This window comes from Methylobacterium sp. NFXW15, assembly GCF_049887755.1.
Lineage (GTDB): Bacteria > Pseudomonadota > Alphaproteobacteria > Rhizobiales > Beijerinckiaceae > Methylobacterium.
In genome coordinates, this window is the sequence record NZ_JAGEKG010000010.1 from 26528 (window position 1) to 42053 (window position 15526).

The 15526-nt window shown below is 66.8% G+C and carries 12 protein-coding genes; 10 read left to right on the top strand and 2 right to left on the bottom strand.

Annotated features, from left to right (window positions below; translation table 11 throughout):
* A complete protein-coding gene (locus J4O73_RS19865; RefSeq protein ID WP_426220193.1) occupies positions 1 to 2121 on the bottom strand; it encodes a TonB-dependent receptor in 2121 nt (706 codons plus the stop codon).
* A gap of 509 nt (positions 2122 to 2630) precedes the next feature.
* Between J4O73_RS19865 and J4O73_RS19870 the strand changes: the two genes are divergently transcribed.
* From J4O73_RS19870 to J4O73_RS19900, 7 genes are all read left to right on the top strand, one after another.
* Positions 2631 to 3881 carry an SLC13 family permease gene (locus tag J4O73_RS19870; RefSeq protein WP_426220368.1) on the top strand — a complete coding sequence of 417 codons (1251 nt, stop codon included), beginning with the start codon at positions 2631 to 2633 and terminating at the stop codon, positions 3879 to 3881.
* A gap of 130 nt (positions 3882 to 4011) precedes the next feature.
* Entirely contained in the window at positions 4012 to 4413 is a 402-nt protein-coding gene (sdhC, locus tag J4O73_RS19875; RefSeq protein ID WP_426220195.1) for a succinate dehydrogenase, cytochrome b556 subunit, read from the top strand.
* Between the two features lie 12 nt (positions 4414 to 4425).
* Positions 4426 to 4848, top strand: coding sequence for a succinate dehydrogenase, hydrophobic membrane anchor protein (sdhD, locus tag J4O73_RS19880; protein ID WP_426220196.1), 423 nt, complete (start codon positions 4426 to 4428; stop codon positions 4846 to 4848).
* 23 nt (positions 4849 to 4871) lie between these two features.
* Positions 4872 to 6686 (top strand): succinate dehydrogenase flavoprotein subunit, encoded by a 1815-nt coding sequence (sdhA, locus tag J4O73_RS19885; RefSeq protein ID WP_426220198.1) that lies wholly within the window; start codon positions 4872 to 4874, stop codon positions 6684 to 6686.
* An 84-nt stretch (positions 6687 to 6770) separates the two neighbouring features.
* Positions 6771 to 7595: a succinate dehydrogenase iron-sulfur subunit gene (locus J4O73_RS19890; RefSeq protein WP_426220200.1), complete on the top strand. Its 825-nt coding sequence runs from the start codon at positions 6771 to 6773 to the stop codon at positions 7593 to 7595.
* Between the two features lie 273 nt (positions 7596 to 7868).
* Positions 7869 to 8459, top strand: a complete 591-nt coding sequence (locus J4O73_RS19895) for an AprI/Inh family metalloprotease inhibitor (protein WP_426220202.1) — start codon at positions 7869 to 7871, stop codon at positions 8457 to 8459.
* An 85-nt stretch (positions 8460 to 8544) separates the two neighbouring features.
* On the top strand, positions 8545 to 10410 hold the full coding sequence (locus J4O73_RS19900) for an ABC transporter ATP-binding protein (protein ID WP_426220204.1): 1866 nt from the start codon (positions 8545 to 8547) through the stop codon (positions 10408 to 10410).
* Between the two features lie 4 nt (positions 10411 to 10414).
* Here J4O73_RS19900 and J4O73_RS19905 read toward each other — a convergent pair whose 3' ends face one another.
* Positions 10415 to 12388, bottom strand: coding sequence for a methyl-accepting chemotaxis protein (locus J4O73_RS19905; protein WP_426220206.1), 1974 nt, complete (start codon positions 12386 to 12388; stop codon positions 10415 to 10417).
* A 318-nt stretch (positions 12389 to 12706) separates the two neighbouring features.
* On the opposite strand from J4O73_RS19905, the gene petA reads away from it, so the two are divergent.
* The 3 genes from petA to J4O73_RS19920 are packed head-to-tail and all read left to right on the top strand — an operon-like array spanning position 12707 to position 15503.
* Positions 12707 to 13279 (top strand): ubiquinol-cytochrome c reductase iron-sulfur subunit, encoded by a 573-nt coding sequence (petA, locus tag J4O73_RS19910; protein ID WP_378969643.1) that lies wholly within the window; start codon positions 12707 to 12709, stop codon positions 13277 to 13279.
* A gap of 14 nt (positions 13280 to 13293) precedes the next feature.
* Positions 13294 to 14580, top strand: coding sequence for a cytochrome b (locus tag J4O73_RS19915; RefSeq protein WP_426220208.1), 1287 nt, complete (start codon positions 13294 to 13296; stop codon positions 14578 to 14580).
* 14 nt (positions 14581 to 14594) lie between these two features.
* Positions 14595 to 15503, top strand: a complete 909-nt coding sequence (locus tag J4O73_RS19920) for a cytochrome c1 (protein WP_426220210.1) — start codon at positions 14595 to 14597, stop codon at positions 15501 to 15503.
* Positions 15504 to 15526: the final 23 nt, after the last annotated feature.

The window sequence follows — 15526 nt, forward strand, 5'->3', positions numbered from 1 at the left end:
CTACAGATCCACCGACATCGACAGCAGGTAGGTGCGCGGGGCCGCCTGGAAGAAGGTCCCGTAGGAAGCGACGCCCGTCCAGTATTTCGCGTTGGCGACGTTGATGACGTTGGCGCGGAACACGGTACGGTGACCGCCGATCAGGGTGGCATAGCGGGCGCCGAGGTCGAAGCGCGTCCAATCCGGCACCGCCTGGAGGTTGGCGGCATCGAGATATTGGCGCCCGGTATGGACAACGGCCCCGTCGAGGGTGAGGCCCGGTACGCCTGGAATGTCCCATTCCCCGCCGAAATTCACTTGGACGCCGGGTACGCCGATGGGCTTATGGCCGATATTGGCGGCGGTGACGGTGCGGGTGAGGGTGCCGTCGAAAAAGGTGACGCCGCCGAGCGCCCGGATGCCGGGTATGACCTCGCCGTAGAGGGTGAGTTCGAGCCCGTCGATCTGCTGCTCACCGGTCTGCGCATAAACGCGGTCGGGGCCGAGTTCGCCGCTCGGCTTGGTGATGCGGAAGGCGGCGAGGTTGGTGGAGACCGACCCCCAATCGACTTTTACGCCGAGTTCGACCTGGCGGGCGACATAGGGGGCGAGTGCGGTCCCCGAATTGGTCGCCACGGCCGGCGCGAAATCGCCCCGGCTCAGGCCCTCGATATAGTTTCCGTAGACCGAAACGTTGTCCCACGGGCGCAGCACGAGGCCGACGAAGGGGGTGACGGCGCTCTTGTTGTAGGAGGTCGTGATCACCGGCACGTTCACGGCATAGTTATGCGCCTCGACCGTCTGCCGCCGCACGCCCGCGGTGAGCAGAATGCGCTCGTTCAGGGCGGACATCGTGTCGGCCACCGTGACGCCGGTGAGGGTGCTGTCGAAGAAGCGCGGGCGTGCACCCGTCACCGGCACGGCGAGCGGGGGGACGAGGACGGGATTGTAGATGTTGGAGCGGTAGCTGGACCGCATGGGCGAGAGCCAGCGGCCTATCTCCTCGCGGTAATAGGAGGCCTGAACCGCGACGGCGTGGTGGATCGGGCCGGTATCGAACCCGGTGCGCAGACCGCCATCGGCTGTGAACCGGCTGGACTCCAAGCCGTAGAATTGCGGATTCGTGGTCGTGTCGCCCTGCGCGTTGGTGATAGTTGGCGCCGAGGCGAAGATGCGGGAGACGCTGGTCTGGGACCCGCCAATATCGGCGAACAGCGTTGTCGTGTCGGTGAGGTCGTATTCCAGGCGGAGCAGCCCGCCGTGGTCATCCACTGTCCCGCTTTCCCAGGGCTGGGTCAGGTTGAGGCGGCCATCGGGCGCCTTCGGTACCGGCACGCCAGCTTTGAGGAGGAACGGACGCAGGGGGGCACGGAACTGGTTCGTCTGCGCGAGAAGGTAGAGCCACGCCCGGAACCGTTCTCCCTGGTAATCGAGGGCCAGGGCGCCGACGCCGGTCGTTTCGGCCTGACGGTCGATCGGCGTGTCGCCGCGATGCAGGCTGCCGACGAACCGGACGCCCCATTCGCGGCCTTCGCCGCCCCGCCGAGCGAAATCGATTTGACCGCCGCCCCGGGCGAGGGAGCCGTAATCGAGGGTGACGCGGGTCAGATCCTCGCCCGCCCGCTTCGGGACGACGTTGATGACACCGCCGATTCCGCCATTGGGCGGCATGCCCGACAGGCCGGCCGAAGGGCCCTTCAGCACTTCGATCCGCTCGGCATAATCGGCGAAGACGCGAAAGGTCGGCGCGATGCCGTAGACACCGTCGAAGGCGATCTCGCCGCTGATCCCTTCGCTCATGGGAAAGCCCCGAACGGAAAGGGAGTCGAACGGCGCCCCGGTCGTCTGCGTCGCACGGACCGAAGGGTCGAGGGCCAAGGCTTCCGAGACCGTCGAGGCTTGCCGATCGCGAACGAAGGTATCCGTATAGCTTGAGATGCTGAACGGTGATTTCGCCGTCTCGGTGTTGCCGAGGAGGCCGAGGCGCCCGCCCTGCGCCACCTGCCCTCCGGCATAGGGCGGCACGACACCCCTCGGTCCGGCTTGCCCCTCTACCGTCAAGGTTTCGAGTGTCACGTCGGTTGGCGTGGCTTGAGGATCCCATGCATTCGCAGGGTCGGCCGCGCACAACACGGCAATCATGCAGAATAGGACGGCGCGCGGATGCGTACGTTCAAGTATTGAGACCATTTCGGTGTCTATCTCAGCGCTGTGCGCGCGATGGATCGTTCGGAGTGGCGTAATGACGCAGATTCTAGATCCGAACACAACGAGTAAACATGAGCGATCGAAAATTTCTTTTAGACTTTTTACAATGAAAGCGCTCGGGATGTGGACATTTAGATGCTTGAATTTGCGTGCGATCTAACTTTCAGTTGAAAACGGGCCCGATCACTGAGGCCGTCTGCAGCATTCAGCAGAAGGAGTGGCTGTAGGGGCATTGCCGGTATCCTTCGCGGCAGGCGTTGGATTTCCGGTCTAGCGCCCGAGCGAGTTGCATCCAGCCTTCGTCGCGGGCGAAGGCTGGATGCACGGACGACGCATTGCGAATAATTCTGAACAAGGCAGGATCGGCGCCCAACGACAACGGGGGCCTGGCTGTGGTCGGACAGGGTGTTTTGCTCGGCTCGGCTTTCCTGCTCGTCCTCTGCATGGGCCTTTGGGCCACGTCGCTGCTTCCGGAGATCGTCACCGCGCTCGCCTTCTTCGGGCTGGCGATGCTGTTCAAGCTCGCCCCGGCCGAGACGGTGTTTTCCGGCTTCGCGTCCCAGGCGTTTTGGCTCGTCCTGTCGGGGATGATCGTCGGGCAGGGTATGACCCGTACCGGCCTCGGCGCGCGGATGGCGCGGGTGCTCGCCCAGCGATTGTCCGGCTCTTACACGCGCTTCATTGCTGGTCTGGTCATACTCAGCTTCCTGCTGGCCCTGGTGATGCCGTCCAATCTCGGGCGCATCGCCCTGATGATCCCGGTGACGCTGGCGCTCTGCGATGCCTTCGGTCTCGGGGCCGGTCGGCCAGGGCGAGAGGGGGCGGTGCTCGCGGTCGGCGTGGCGACGCCGGTCCTCTCGGCGGCCATCCTGCCGGCCAACGTGCCGAACCTCGTCATGGCAGGCGCGGCCGAGCGGCTGCTCGGGCTGCACTTCTCCTACCTGTCCTATTTCCTGTTGCACGCCCCGGTCCTGGCCTTCGTCAAAGGCGCGATCCTGATCGCACTGATAGTCCGCCTGTTCCCTGACCGGGTTTCGGCGCCCACGACGGATCTACCCGCCCTGCAACCCCTCACAGGGCCGGAGCGGCGGCTCGCGGCGATCCTCCTTGGGACGCTCGCCCTCTGGATGACCGATAGCCTGCACGGGATTCCTCCGGCCTGGGTTGGCCTCGCGGCGGCGGTGATCTGCCTCCTGCCGAAGGTCGGCGTGATGAATGCGGATGCCTTCGGGCAGGTGAGCCTGCGAACCTGCTTCTACATCGCGGCGCTGCTCGGCCTCGTCGCCGTGGTGAACGCCACCGGGCTCGGCGAGCGGCTCGGCCATGCCTTGCTGGCCGTGGCGCCCCTTTCGCCCGGAGCCACTGCGCAGAATTTCGCGGTGCTGACCGGTCTCAGCACGGCGATCACCCTTCTCGTCACAGCCAACGGCGCGCCCGCTCTCTACACGGCGCTCGCACCGGAGATCGTTCAGGCGAGCGGGCTCTCGGCCCTCGCCGTCGTGTCGATTCAGGTGATCGGCTACTCGAACCTGTTCTTTCCCTATCAGGCGCCGCCCATCGTCTTCGCCAGCGAACTGGGGCGTGTGCCGTTGCGCCGGGTTGCGCGGCTGACGGTGCCGTTCGGGCTCGTCTCGCTTTTGGTTGCAGCGCCGCTGGATTTCGGATGGTGGTGGCTGCTGGGATGGCCGAAATGACAAACTAGATGAAGTGTCAGCAGGTTGTGCGCATTGCGCCGCACCATGCCGCCTTGCGGCTTGCCCGCCCAGACACTACCGGTTCCACCTTAGAGACGGTCCAGTTCGAAACCGCGAGGTTCCCCCGCACATGGCTCCTACAGCCCGCCCGACAGTGGCCCAACCGCTCTCGCCGCACCTCCAGATCTACCGCTGGACGTGGACGATGGCGATGTCGGTGTTCCACCGTATCACCGGCACCGCGCTTTACGGCGGCACGGCGCTCGTCGCCATCTGGCTGGTTGCGCTCGCCTCGGGCCCGGCGGCCTATGCCTGGGTCGCGGGCTTCTTCGGCTCGATCTTCGGGAAGCTGATCCTGTTCGTCTACACATGGATCCTGCTGCACCACATGCTCGGCGGCATCCGCCACTTCGTGTGGGACGCGGGCATCGGCTTCGACAAGACGCAGCGCCTCGGTCTCGCCCGTCTCACCCTCATCGGCTCGACGGTTCTGACCGTCGTCGTGTGGGTGATCGGCCTTCTGGCGCGCTGAGGGGGGGACGACATGGCCAAGGAAAACATCCGCCAGAACCCCGCCGTCTCGATCCGGACGCCGCGCGCGCGGGTCCGGGGGCTCGGCGTCTCCCACCACGGCGCGGGCCATTGGTGGGTTCAGCGGCTCACCGCCGTCGCCAACGTGGTGCTGATGCTCGCCTTCGTGGTGATCATCGCGCGCATGGCCGGTCGGCCCTACCCTGAGGCGATCCGTCTCGTGGGCAGCCCCTTCGTGTCGCTGATCCTCATCCTGGCGGTCCTGTCGGTGACGATCCACATGCGTCTCGGCATGCAGGTGATCATCGAGGATTACGTCCACGCGCCCGCGACCAAGATCGCGGCCGTGTTCGCCAACAATTTCTATGCTGTCATCGTGGCTGTGGCCTGCCTCTACGCGATCCTGCGCGTGGGCTTCGGCCAGCCGCCCGTCTGACACCGCAAGCTTCGGAGCCGACCATGGCCGTGAACGGAACGAACGGCGGCAAGCCCGCCTACACAATCCATGACCACGCCTTCGACGTGGTGATCGTGGGCGCTGGCGGCGCAGGTCTTCGCGCCACGGTCGGCTGCTCGCAGGCGGGCCTGCGCACGGCCTGCATCACCAAGGTGTTTCCCACCCGCTCGCACACCGTGGCGGCGCAGGGCGGCATCTCGGCCTCGCTCGGCAATATGGGGCCGGACGACTGGCGCTGGCACATGTACGACACCGTGAAGGGGTCGGACTGGCTCGGCGATCAGGACGCCATCGAATATCTCGTGCGCAACGCTCCGGCGGCCGTGTACGAGCTGGAGCATTGGGGCGTGCCCTTCTCCCGCACGGAAGAGGGCAAGATCTACCAGCGCCCCTTCGGCGGCATGACCACCGATTACGGCAAGGGCACCGCCCAGCGCACCTGCGCGGCAGCCGACCGCACCGGTCACGCCATGTTGCACACCCTGTACGGGCAGGCGGTGAAGAACCAGACGGACTTCTTCATCGAATACTTCGCTCTCGACCTTATCATGGACGAGGAAGGCCGCTGCCGGGGCGTCATCGCCCTCGATCAGGCGACTGGCGAAATTCACCGGTTCCGCGCCCAGCAGACCATCCTGGCCACCGGCGGCTACGGCCGGGCCTATTTCTCGGCGACGTCGGCCCATACCTGCACGGGTGACGGCAATGCCATGGTGCTGCGCGCCGGCCTGCCGCTGCAGGACATGGAATTCGTGCAGTTCCATCCGACCGGCATCTACGGCGCCGGCTGCCTGATCACGGAAGGGTCGCGCGGCGAGGGCGGCTACCTGACGAATTCCGAGGGTGAGCGCTTTATGGAGCGTTACGCCCCGTCCGCGAAGGACCTCGCCTCCCGCGACGTCGTCTCGCGTTCCATGACCATGGAGATCCGCGACGGCCGCGGCGTCGGCAAGAACAAGGATCACATCTTCCTGCACCTCGACCACCTCGACCCGAAGATCCTGCACGAGCGGCTTCCCGGCATCTCGGAAAGCGCGAAGATCTTCGCGGGCGTCGACGTGACCAAGGAGCCGATCCCGGTCATCCCGACCGTGCACTACAACATGGGCGGCATCCCCACGAACTATCACGGCGAGGTGCTGACCCTGAAGGACGGCAACCCCGACACCGTGGTGCCGGGCCTGATGGCCATCGGCGAGGCGGCCTGCGTCTCGGTCCATGGGGCGAACCGCCTTGGCTCGAACTCGCTCATCGACCTCGTGGTCTTCGGCCGCGCGGCGGGTAAGCGCTGCGCCGAGATCGTGGAGCCGAACGGCCGGGCGATGGAACTGCCGAAGGGCGCCACCGACAAGGCCCTCGAGCGCCTGGACCGGTTCCGCTACGCCAACGGCAGCACCGCTACGGCGGAATTGCGCGCCGAGATGCAGAAGACCATGCAGAACAACTGCGCCGTCTTCCGCACCGGCGAGGTGCTGGAAGAGGGCCGCGGCCTGATCCACAAGGTCCACGACGCCGCCTCGGACGTGAAGATCACCGACCGTTCCCTCGTCTGGAACACCGACCTCCTGGAAACCCTGGAGTTCGACAACCTGATCGGCCAGGCCGTGGTGACGATGGAATCGGCCGCCAACCGCAAGGAATCGCGCGGCGCCCACGCCCGCGAGGACTTCCCGGACCGCGACGACAAGGACTGGATGAAGCACACCCTGGCCTGGATCGGCGATACGGGCGGCGTGACCATCGATTATCGTCCGGTCCACACCTACACGATGTCGAACGAGATCCAGTACATCGAGCCCAAGGCCCGCGTGTACTGAGCCTTCATCTCGGCTGAACCATCAGGCGGCGGGTCGCTCTACGATCCGCCGCATCGACCTGCCCTTGCGGATCCGATCAAGCCCATGGCCCAGTTCAACCTTCCGAAGAACTCGCAGATCACGCAGGGCAAGTCCTGGCCCGCGCCTGCGGGGGCGAAGAACCTCCAGACCTTCCGGATCTACCGCTGGAACCCGGATGACGGGCAGAACCCGCGCGTCGACACCTACCTCGTCGACCGGGACGATTGCGGTCCGATGGTCCTCGATGCCCTGCTCTGGATCAAGAACAAGGTCGACTCGACCCTGGTCTTCCGCCGCTCCTGCCGCGAGGGCATCTGCGGCTCCTGCGCCATGAACATCGAGGGGCAGAACGCGCTCGCCTGCACGATGGGCATCGATGAGTGCAAGAGCCCCGACAACGCGCTGCCGATCCTGACCCGCAAGGACAAGGACGGCGCCATCCGCATCTATCCGCTGCCGCACATGCCGGTGCTGAAGGATCTGGTGCCGGATCTGACGAACTTCTACGCGCAGCACGCGGCGATCGAGCCCTGGCTGCAGACCGACACACCGTCGCCGGAGAAGGAGTGGCGTCAGACGCCGGAGGACCGCGCGAGGCTCGACGGGCTGTACGAGTGCATCCTCTGCGCCTGCTGCTCGACCTCGTGCCCGAGCTACTGGTGGAACGGCGAGAAGTTCCTGGGCCCGGCGGCCCTGCTCCAAGCCTATCGCTGGCTGATCGATTCCCGCGACGAGAACACGGGCGCGCGCCTCGACAACCTGCATGATCCGTTCCGGCTGTACCGCTGCCACACGATCATGAACTGCGCGAACACCTGCCCGAAGAGCTTGAACCCGGCGAAGGCCATCGCCGAGATCAAGAAGATGATGGTCGAGCGCGAGGTCTGACGGACGGCTCGGCCGTCATCGCGAGCGCAGCGAAGCGACCCAGGGCAGCGCGACCTCACGGCACGTCGCGTATCCCTGGATAGCTTCGCTCACGCTCGCAAAGACGAGGCGGGTGCGGCCCGCTCGCAACACCGGGGCGAAAAGCCCGCTATTCACGCCGGAACACGAGTTCGCCGCGGAGCTCGCCTTGTGGCGAGCGCATTTCCCGCCGAGGCAGGCGCACGACATCGCGAGGTGTCCGTCCGAGCCATTCTGCCCGAGCCAAGTGGAACGATGCTGCGCCCGAGCCCCTCGTTGATCGCCGTGCTTTGCCTCAGCGCCGGGCTCGGCGCCTGTGCGTCCGACCGGTTGGAGGGCCCGAAGACCCGCGCCCCCGGACCCCGCGCCGATTTCGACGCCCCCATCACCGCAATTCCATCGGGCACCGTCACGGCCTCGCCGCTTGCGCCCCCGCCGGGCGCCGCGGCCAGCCCCGATCTGCCCCCGCCCGGTCCCGTCGCGGGCCTCAATCCGAGCGCTCCGGCGCCGACCGTCGTGCCTGAGCCGGTGACCCCGCCTCCGCCCCCGCCGCCGGTCACCACCACCGGCCGCGCCGCCGTCGTCGGCGGCTGGGATGCCCGCGACGCCACGGGCGCCAGCTGCCGCGTGACGCTGTCGAGCACGCCCTCCCTCGACCTGTACAAGGCCTCGACCTCGGGCTGTTCGAACAAGGAACTCGGCCGCGTCTCGGCCTGGGATTACCGCGATGGCGAGGTCTACCTCTACCAGCCCGGCGGCACCGTGGCGGCCCGGCTTCGCCAGGGCGGCGCGGGCCTCGACGGCGCACTCACCAAGTCCGGCGCCTCTCTCGCCCTCAACCGGTAGTCGTCCGGTCGTGGAGTCGCGGTTGCTTGGCCCGCGGCTCCCGGACCTTACATGAGGGGCTCCCTCCGGAGCACCCGCGTCCAGCATGTTTCTCGATTGGCTCGAACGCCGGATCGACCCCTTCGCGCCCTTCGATGAGACGCGGATGCCCCCGAAGTCGGTTACCGGCTTCGTGTGGTTCTATCTGCGTCCGGTCCGCTGGGCGCTGGCGGCGCTCTTCGTCATCGCGGTGATCGCGGGCACGGTCGAGGCGTCCCTCTACCTCGTGATGCGTTGGTTCATCGACTTGCTCGGTACGGCCGACCGAACGTCGATCCTTTCGGACCATGCCACGGGCATCACCCTCGCTCTGGTCTTGGTCGCCCTGGTCCGGCCCCTGTCGATCTGGGCGCACGAGGCCCTCTCGAACCAGCTCGTCGTACCGCAGACGACCAACCTCGTCCGCTGGCGGGCGCATCTCTACACCCTCGGCCACTCGCTCTCGTACTTTCAGGGCGATTTCGCCGGGCGGCTGTCGAACCGCATCGTGCAGGTCGGCCCGGCGGTGCGCGAACTGGCGGTCGTCTTCATCGACACGCTGCTTTACGTCGCAATCTACGCGGTGACGGCGGTCGGCCTTTTCGGCTCGATTTCCCCCTGGCTCGCCCTGCCCGTGTTGGTCTGGATCGGCGCCTATGCGTGGCTCACGGCATGGTTCGTGCCCCGCGCCCGGGCGCGCTCGCACGCCACCGCCGAGACGCGCTCGGCCCTGATCGGCCGTGTTGTCGACAGCTACACCAACATCCTCACCGTGAAGCTCTTCGCCCGCGACCGGGAGGAGCGCGCGGCGGTGCGCGAGGCGGTGCAGACCAACACCGATACCTACCTGTTCCAGTTCCGGCTGGTGACCCTGACCACGACGCTTCTGGGAATCCTGAACAGCGCGCTCCTCGTCGCGACCGCCGGGGCCTGCCTGCTCCTGTGGCAAGGCGGCGGCCTCACGACGGGCGAGGCCTCGGCCGGGCTCGCCCTGGTGCTGCGTCTCATCGCCATGTCGGGCTGGGTGATGCAGACCGTGCGCGGCGTGTTCGAGAATGTCGGCGTCATCCAGGAGAGCATGCAGACGATCAGCCGTCCGCACGGCCTCGTCGACGCGCCGGACGCGCGCGAACTCGCCGTGACCGGCGGGGAAATCCGCTTCGAGCAGGTCGGCTTCCACTACGGACGGGGCGACGCCTCGATCATCGAGGATTTCTCGCTCACGATCCGGGCCGGGGAGCGGGTCGGGCTGGTGGGCGTGAGCGGAGCGGGCAAGTCGACCCTCGCCTCCCTGCTGCTACGGCTCTACGACGTCGAGGGCGGCCGCATCCTCATCGACGGGCAGGACATCGCCGGGGTGACGCAGGGATCGCTGCGCGAGGCCGTGGCCATGGTGAGCCAGGATACCTCCCTGCTGCACCGCTCGATCCGGGACAACATCGCCTATGGCCGCCCGAACGCCACGGACGCGGAGGTGGCTCAGGCGGCGCGCCTTGCCCATGCTGACAGGTTCATCGCCGATCTCGTGGATCACAAGGGGCGCCGGGGCTTTGAAGCCCATGTTGGGGAGCGGGGGGTGAAATTGTCGGGCGGGCAGCGCCAGCGCATCGCCATCGCCCGCGTGATCCTGAAGGATGCCCCGATCCTCATCCTCGATGAGGCGACCTCGGCACTGGACAGCCAGGTCGAGGCGGCGATCCAGGAGTCTCTCGACACGTTGATGGCGGGCAAGACCGTGCTCGCCATCGCGCATCGGCTCTCGACCATCGCGGCCATGGACCGCCTCGTCGTGATCGAGGCGGGCCGGATCGTGGAGGAGGGCACCCACGCCCAACTCGTGGCGCGGGGTGGAGTCTATGCCGGGCTTTGGGCGCGGCAATCGGGTGGGTTCCTGCCCGACAGGACGGCGCCCTTCGAGGACGCCGCCGAGTAGGCGATCAGGCGGCGCGCACGCCGTGGAGGAAGCCTTCCACCTCGGCGCGCAGGGCCTCGGCCTGACGAGCTAGTTCTTCGGAGGCCGCGAAGACCTGACCCGCCGCCGCGCCGGTGCCGGACACGGCGTGCGAGACCACGGCGATGCTGCTGCCAACCTCGGACGTGCCGACCGAGGCCTGCGACACCGACTGGACGATCTCGCGAGTGGCCGCTCCCTGCTGCTCTACCGCCGACGCGATGGCGGAGGCAGCCCGGTTGATGTCGTGGATGGTGGTCACGATGCCGCCGATCCCCGACACCGCCCGTGCGGTGGTCGCCTGGATGCTCGCGATCTGCTCCGAAATCTCGGCGGTGGCCCGGCTGGTCTCGGTGGCGAGGGCCTTCACCTCGGAAGCGACCACGGCGAAGCCGCGTCCCGCATCCCCGGCCCGCGCGGCCTCGATGGTCGCATTGAGGGCCAGCAGATTGGTCTGCGAGGCGATCCCGTCGATGAGCGCGACGATTTCGCCGATCCGGCTCATCGCCTCCTTCAACTCGCCGACCGTGGTGGCCGACGCCTGGGTCTCGGCCACGGCGTGGGTCGATTGGGCTAGCGAATGATCGACCTGCCGGGCAATCTCGCTCACCGAGGCGCCTAGCTCCTCGGCCGCTCCGGCCACGGAGGTGACGTTCGCCCCGGCCTGCTGGGCGGACACGGCGACCGCTTCCGCACGCGCCGAGGTGTCATCCGCCGTCTGGGTGAGATGCTGGGCGGTGGCCTGCAACTCCGTGGCGGCCGACGAAACGATGCCCACGATGGAGCCGACCGTGCCCTCGAAGCCGTGGATCAGCGCGCTCATCCGCTCGGCCTGCCGCATCTTCTCCAGCGTCCCGGCCTCCTTCTCGGCCTCCATGGCACGCTGCTGCACCAACCCATCGCGGAAATAGGCGACCGAGCGAGCCATGTCGCCAATGGCATCCTGGCGGCCCATCGCGGGGATCGTCCGGTCGAAATGGCCGGAGGCGATCTCGCCCATGCTGGTGTTCAGGTCCGCTACGGGCCGCCCGATATGCCGGTTCAGAGCATAGGCCGCCGCCATCGTGGCCGCTGCCGCAGCCAGCAGCACGCCGGCCAGCACGAACATCGCGTGGTCGCGGGCCGCGATGAGGTCCGTGGCGTCGAGGGCGACTTCCAGGGTGCCGATGGTCTTGCCGGAATAGTTTTTCAGGGGGCCGGCGAGCACCGCGAAGGGGCGGCCGCCGATTTCGCTCATCTGCTTCGGGATCGGCCCGGCCATCGCCTCACGCTGCGCCTCAAGGGGTAACAGCGTCTTCTGGGGGAAGGTGGCTCCCAGGGTCTGCACGCCGTTCTCGCCAACGAGGTGCATGGCGATGTCGGCGCCGGTCCGGCGCTTGAGGGCGGCGATGAAGTCATCGCCGAGCACGGCCCCGACATCGGTGACGCCGACGAAGCGGCCCTCCGAGAAGGTGGGCACCACGGCGAAGATGCTGATGCTGTCCTTGCCGGGCTCGATGCCGGTCAGGGTTCCGCGCGATTGGATCACATCGCGCACCAATCCGCGGCGGAAGAGGACGTCGTCCCCGAACTTCTCGGGGGAATGGGCGCGGGCGAAGGCTTTGCCGTCAGCCCCGTGCAGGGTCACCAAGCCGAGGTTGAGGCTCTTGAGGGCCGGAAATGACGGCGCGAGACGGGCGAGGGCGTCGGCCCGGTCCCCCCGGCCGAAGGCATCGGCGATGCCGCGATCGTTGGCCAGGGAGACGGCGGAGGCCAGAGCGCGCTGGCCCTGCTCGCTCATGGCTTCCGAAACGGCGTTGTAGCGTCGCAGCAGGCTCGCGCTGATCGCGCTCTCACTGGAGGTGACCTGAGCTTGATAACTCACGATGCCGACCACCGCTGCGGAGCCGAGGGAAACCCCCAGCATCGCCACGACCAGTTTCGAGCCGATCGATTTCAAACGGAATTTCAACAGCTGCACGTCGCAACTCCTGCTCAACCTATGAGCGTCTTCCCCTCATCCTGAGGTGAGCGTGCTTAATTCTGAGCTAAGGCCCGTGATGCTGTGTCGTTATTGACGTTTCTAGTCCGTTTCCGAGGGCGCCCGCCAAGGCTCGCTGGCCTGCTGACACAGTTCGGGGACTCTTTCCCCGGTTTGGCTTGGCCATATGCCGACCCCGGCTTGACTTGAGGCGACGGCCGGTCGCATTGCACAGATTAGAACCATAATGCTGTGGTCCCGGCGACCGCCACCCGGCGGACTCGTATCCGTGACACACGACCTCGGAGTGCTGAGCCCTTGGCGAACTCAACCGCCGCTCCCGCCGATGCGTCCCACGACGGCAGCCGTCGTGACTTCCTGTTTCTGGCCACGGGCGCGGGCCTCGCCGTTGGTGCCGGTGCGATCGCATGGCCGTTCGTGGCCTCGATGGCGCCCGACGCCGACGTGATCGCGGCAGGTGCCCCGATCGAGGTCGACCTGACGCCGATCCAGGACGGGCAGATCATCAACGTCTTCTGGCGCGGAAAGCTGATCTTCGTGCGCAAGCTGACCTCGAAAGAGGTCACCGACATGAAGGCCGTGCCGCTGAACCAGCAGATCGATCCCGCTGCGTTCGATACGCGGGTGAAGAACGGCCACGATCAGTGGCTCGTGGTCTACGGCAACTGCACGCACCTCGGCTGTGTGCCGATTGGCCACCAGGGGAACTTCGAGGGCTGGGCGTGCCCGTGCCACGGTTCCCAGTTCGACGCCGTGGGCCGCGTTCGCCGCGGCCCTGCACCGATCAACCTCCCGATTCCGCCCTACGCCTTCCAGTCGGACTCCAAGATCCGCATCGGTGAGTCGGCTGGCGGCAAGGGCGTGGCCTGAGGGTAGAGGCAGACATGAGCGGTACCGCCAGCACCTACGTCCCGAAGAGCCGCGTCGCGAAATGGTTCGAGTCGCGGCTGCCTCTGGTCGGCCTCGTCCACTCGTCGTTCATCGCGTATCCGGTCCCCCGGAACCTGAACTACTTCTGGACCTTCGGCGCGATCCTCGCCGCCTTCCTCGGCATCCAGATCATCACCGGCGTGTGGCTGGCGATGCATTACGAGCCGTCCGCGACGGGGGCCTTCACCTCCGTTGAGAAGATCATGCGCGACGTGAATTACGGTTGGCTGCTGCGCTACGCGCACGCCAACGGCGCATCGATGTTCTTCGTCGCGGTTTACGTCCACATGTTCCGGGCGCTCTACTACGGGTCGTACAAGGCCCCCCGTGAGGTGCTCTACATCCTCGGCGTCATCATTTACCTGCTGATGATGGCTACGGCCTTCCTCGGCTATACCCTGCCGTGGGGCCAGATGAGCTTCTGGGGCGCCACCGTCATCACGAACATCCTGGCGGCGATCCCGGTGGTCGGCGATACGATCCAGAGCCTGCTCTGGGGTGGCTACTCCGTCGGCAACCCGACCGTGAACCGCTTCTTCTCGCTGCACTATCTGCTGCCGTGGATGATCGCGGGTGTCGTCGTCCTGCACGTCTGGGCGCTGCACGTCACCGGCCAGAACAACCCGACCGGCATCCCGGTGAAGAGCGGCAAGGACGTGGTTCCCTTCACGCCCTACGCCACGATCAAGGACGTGTTCGCCACCGTGGTGTTCATGATCCTGTTCGCGTGGTTCCTGTTCTTCATGCCGAACTACCTCGGTCATGCCGATAACTACATCCAGGCTAACCCGGCGGTGACGCCCGCCCACATCGTGCCGGAATGGTACTTCCTGCCCTTCTACGCGATCCTGCGGGCCGTTCCGGATAAGCTCGGCGGCGTCATCCTGATGTTCTCGGCCGTGATCATCCTGGCCTTCGCGCCCTGGCTGGACACGTCGCGCGTCCGCTCCTGCAACTACCGGCCGATCTACCGGCAGTTCATGTGGGTGTTCCTGGGTGTGTGCCTGCTGCTCGGCTGGCTCGGCTCGCAGCCTCCGGAGGGCGGCTACGTGATCGCCTCGCAGATCTGCACCGCCTACTACTTCGCTCACTTCCTGATCGTGATGCCGCTCTGCGGCCTGTTCGAGACCCCCAGCCCGCTGCCCGGCTCGATCCTCGAGAGCGTGACGGGACCGGGTAAGCAGGTCTCGGGAGCCGGCATGCCGGCGGGCGCCGCCGCGGCGCCGCAGATCAAGGGCTGAGGGACGACGACACGATGGCCATGACGCGCGTCCTCTCGACCACCCTCGCTGCCACGGTGGCGGCCCTTCTCCTCGGTGCGCCCGCGCGGGCCGAGGATGCCCATGGCGGCCCCGTCCCGCCGCGGGTGAAGTGGAGCTTCGCCGGCATGTTCGGCCGCTTCGACGAAGCGCAGCTCCAGCGCGGCTTCCAGGTCTACAAGGAAGTCTGCGCCGCCTGTCACTCGATGAAGCTCGTCTCCTTCCGCAACCTTGCGCAGGAAGGCGGCCCGCACTTCTCGGCCTCTCAGGTGAAGGCGCTCGCCGCCACCTATCAGGTCAAGGACGGGCCGAACGACGCGGGCGACATGTTCGAACGGCCGGGCCGCCCGGCCGATACCTTCCCGCCGCCTTTCCCGAACGATCAGGCTGCCGCTGCCGCCAACGGCGGCAAGGCGCCGCCGGATTTCTCGGTGATCGCCAAGGCCCGCACCTTCTCGCGCGGTAATCTGACGTTCCTCTACGATTGGCTACCCTTCGTCGGCTACTCGGAGCAGGGGCCGGACTACATCCACGGCCTTCTCAACGGCTACAAGGAAGCCCCAAAGGACTTCCAGGTGCCGGATGGCGGCCACTACAATCTCTACTATCCGGGCCACATCATCGCGATGCCGCCGCCGATCTCGGACGGTCAGGTGACCTATCCGAAGAACGACAAGGATCAGCCCGTCGTCCCCGAGACGGTTGAGCAATACGGCAAGGACGTCGCCGCCTTCCTCATGTGGTCGGCCGAGCCGCACATGATGGAGCGGAAGGCCCTGGGCTTCCGGGTGATCCTGTTCCTGCTCGTGATGTCGGGGCTGCTCTACTACGTGAAGAAGAAGGTCTGGGCGGGCGCCGGTGGCGAGGTCCACGGTCTTCAGCCGGAGCTGCACAAGGCCTGGTGATCCGGCCAGCGCTCGGACGAACA

Bases quoted from the DNA above. Each gene is read 5' to 3' on its own strand.
- J4O73_RS19895 (WP_426220202.1), top strand. From the start codon at position 7,869: ATGCTGCGCCCGAGCCCCTCGTTGATCGCCGTGCTTTGCCTCAGCGCC.
- J4O73_RS19865 (WP_426220193.1), bottom strand. From the start codon at position 2,121: ATGATTGCCGTGTTGTGCGCGGCCGACCCTGCGAATGCATGGGATCCT.
- sdhC (WP_426220195.1), top strand. From the start codon at position 4,012: ATGGCTCCTACAGCCCGCCCGACAGTGGCCCAACCGCTCTCGCCGCAC.
- sdhA (WP_426220198.1), top strand. From the start codon at position 4,872: ATGGCCGTGAACGGAACGAACGGCGGCAAGCCCGCCTACACAATCCAT.
- J4O73_RS19900 (WP_426220204.1), top strand. From the start codon at position 8,545: ATGTTTCTCGATTGGCTCGAACGCCGGATCGACCCCTTCGCGCCCTTC.
- J4O73_RS19890 (WP_426220200.1), top strand. From the start codon at position 6,771: ATGGCCCAGTTCAACCTTCCGAAGAACTCGCAGATCACGCAGGGCAAG.
- sdhD (WP_426220196.1), top strand. From the start codon at position 4,426: ATGGCCAAGGAAAACATCCGCCAGAACCCCGCCGTCTCGATCCGGACG.
- J4O73_RS19870 (WP_426220368.1), top strand. From the start codon at position 2,631: ATGGGCCTTTGGGCCACGTCGCTGCTTCCGGAGATCGTCACCGCGCTC.
- J4O73_RS19920 (WP_426220210.1), top strand. From the start codon at position 14,595: ATGGCCATGACGCGCGTCCTCTCGACCACCCTCGCTGCCACGGTGGCG.
- J4O73_RS19915 (WP_426220208.1), top strand. From the start codon at position 13,294: ATGAGCGGTACCGCCAGCACCTACGTCCCGAAGAGCCGCGTCGCGAAA.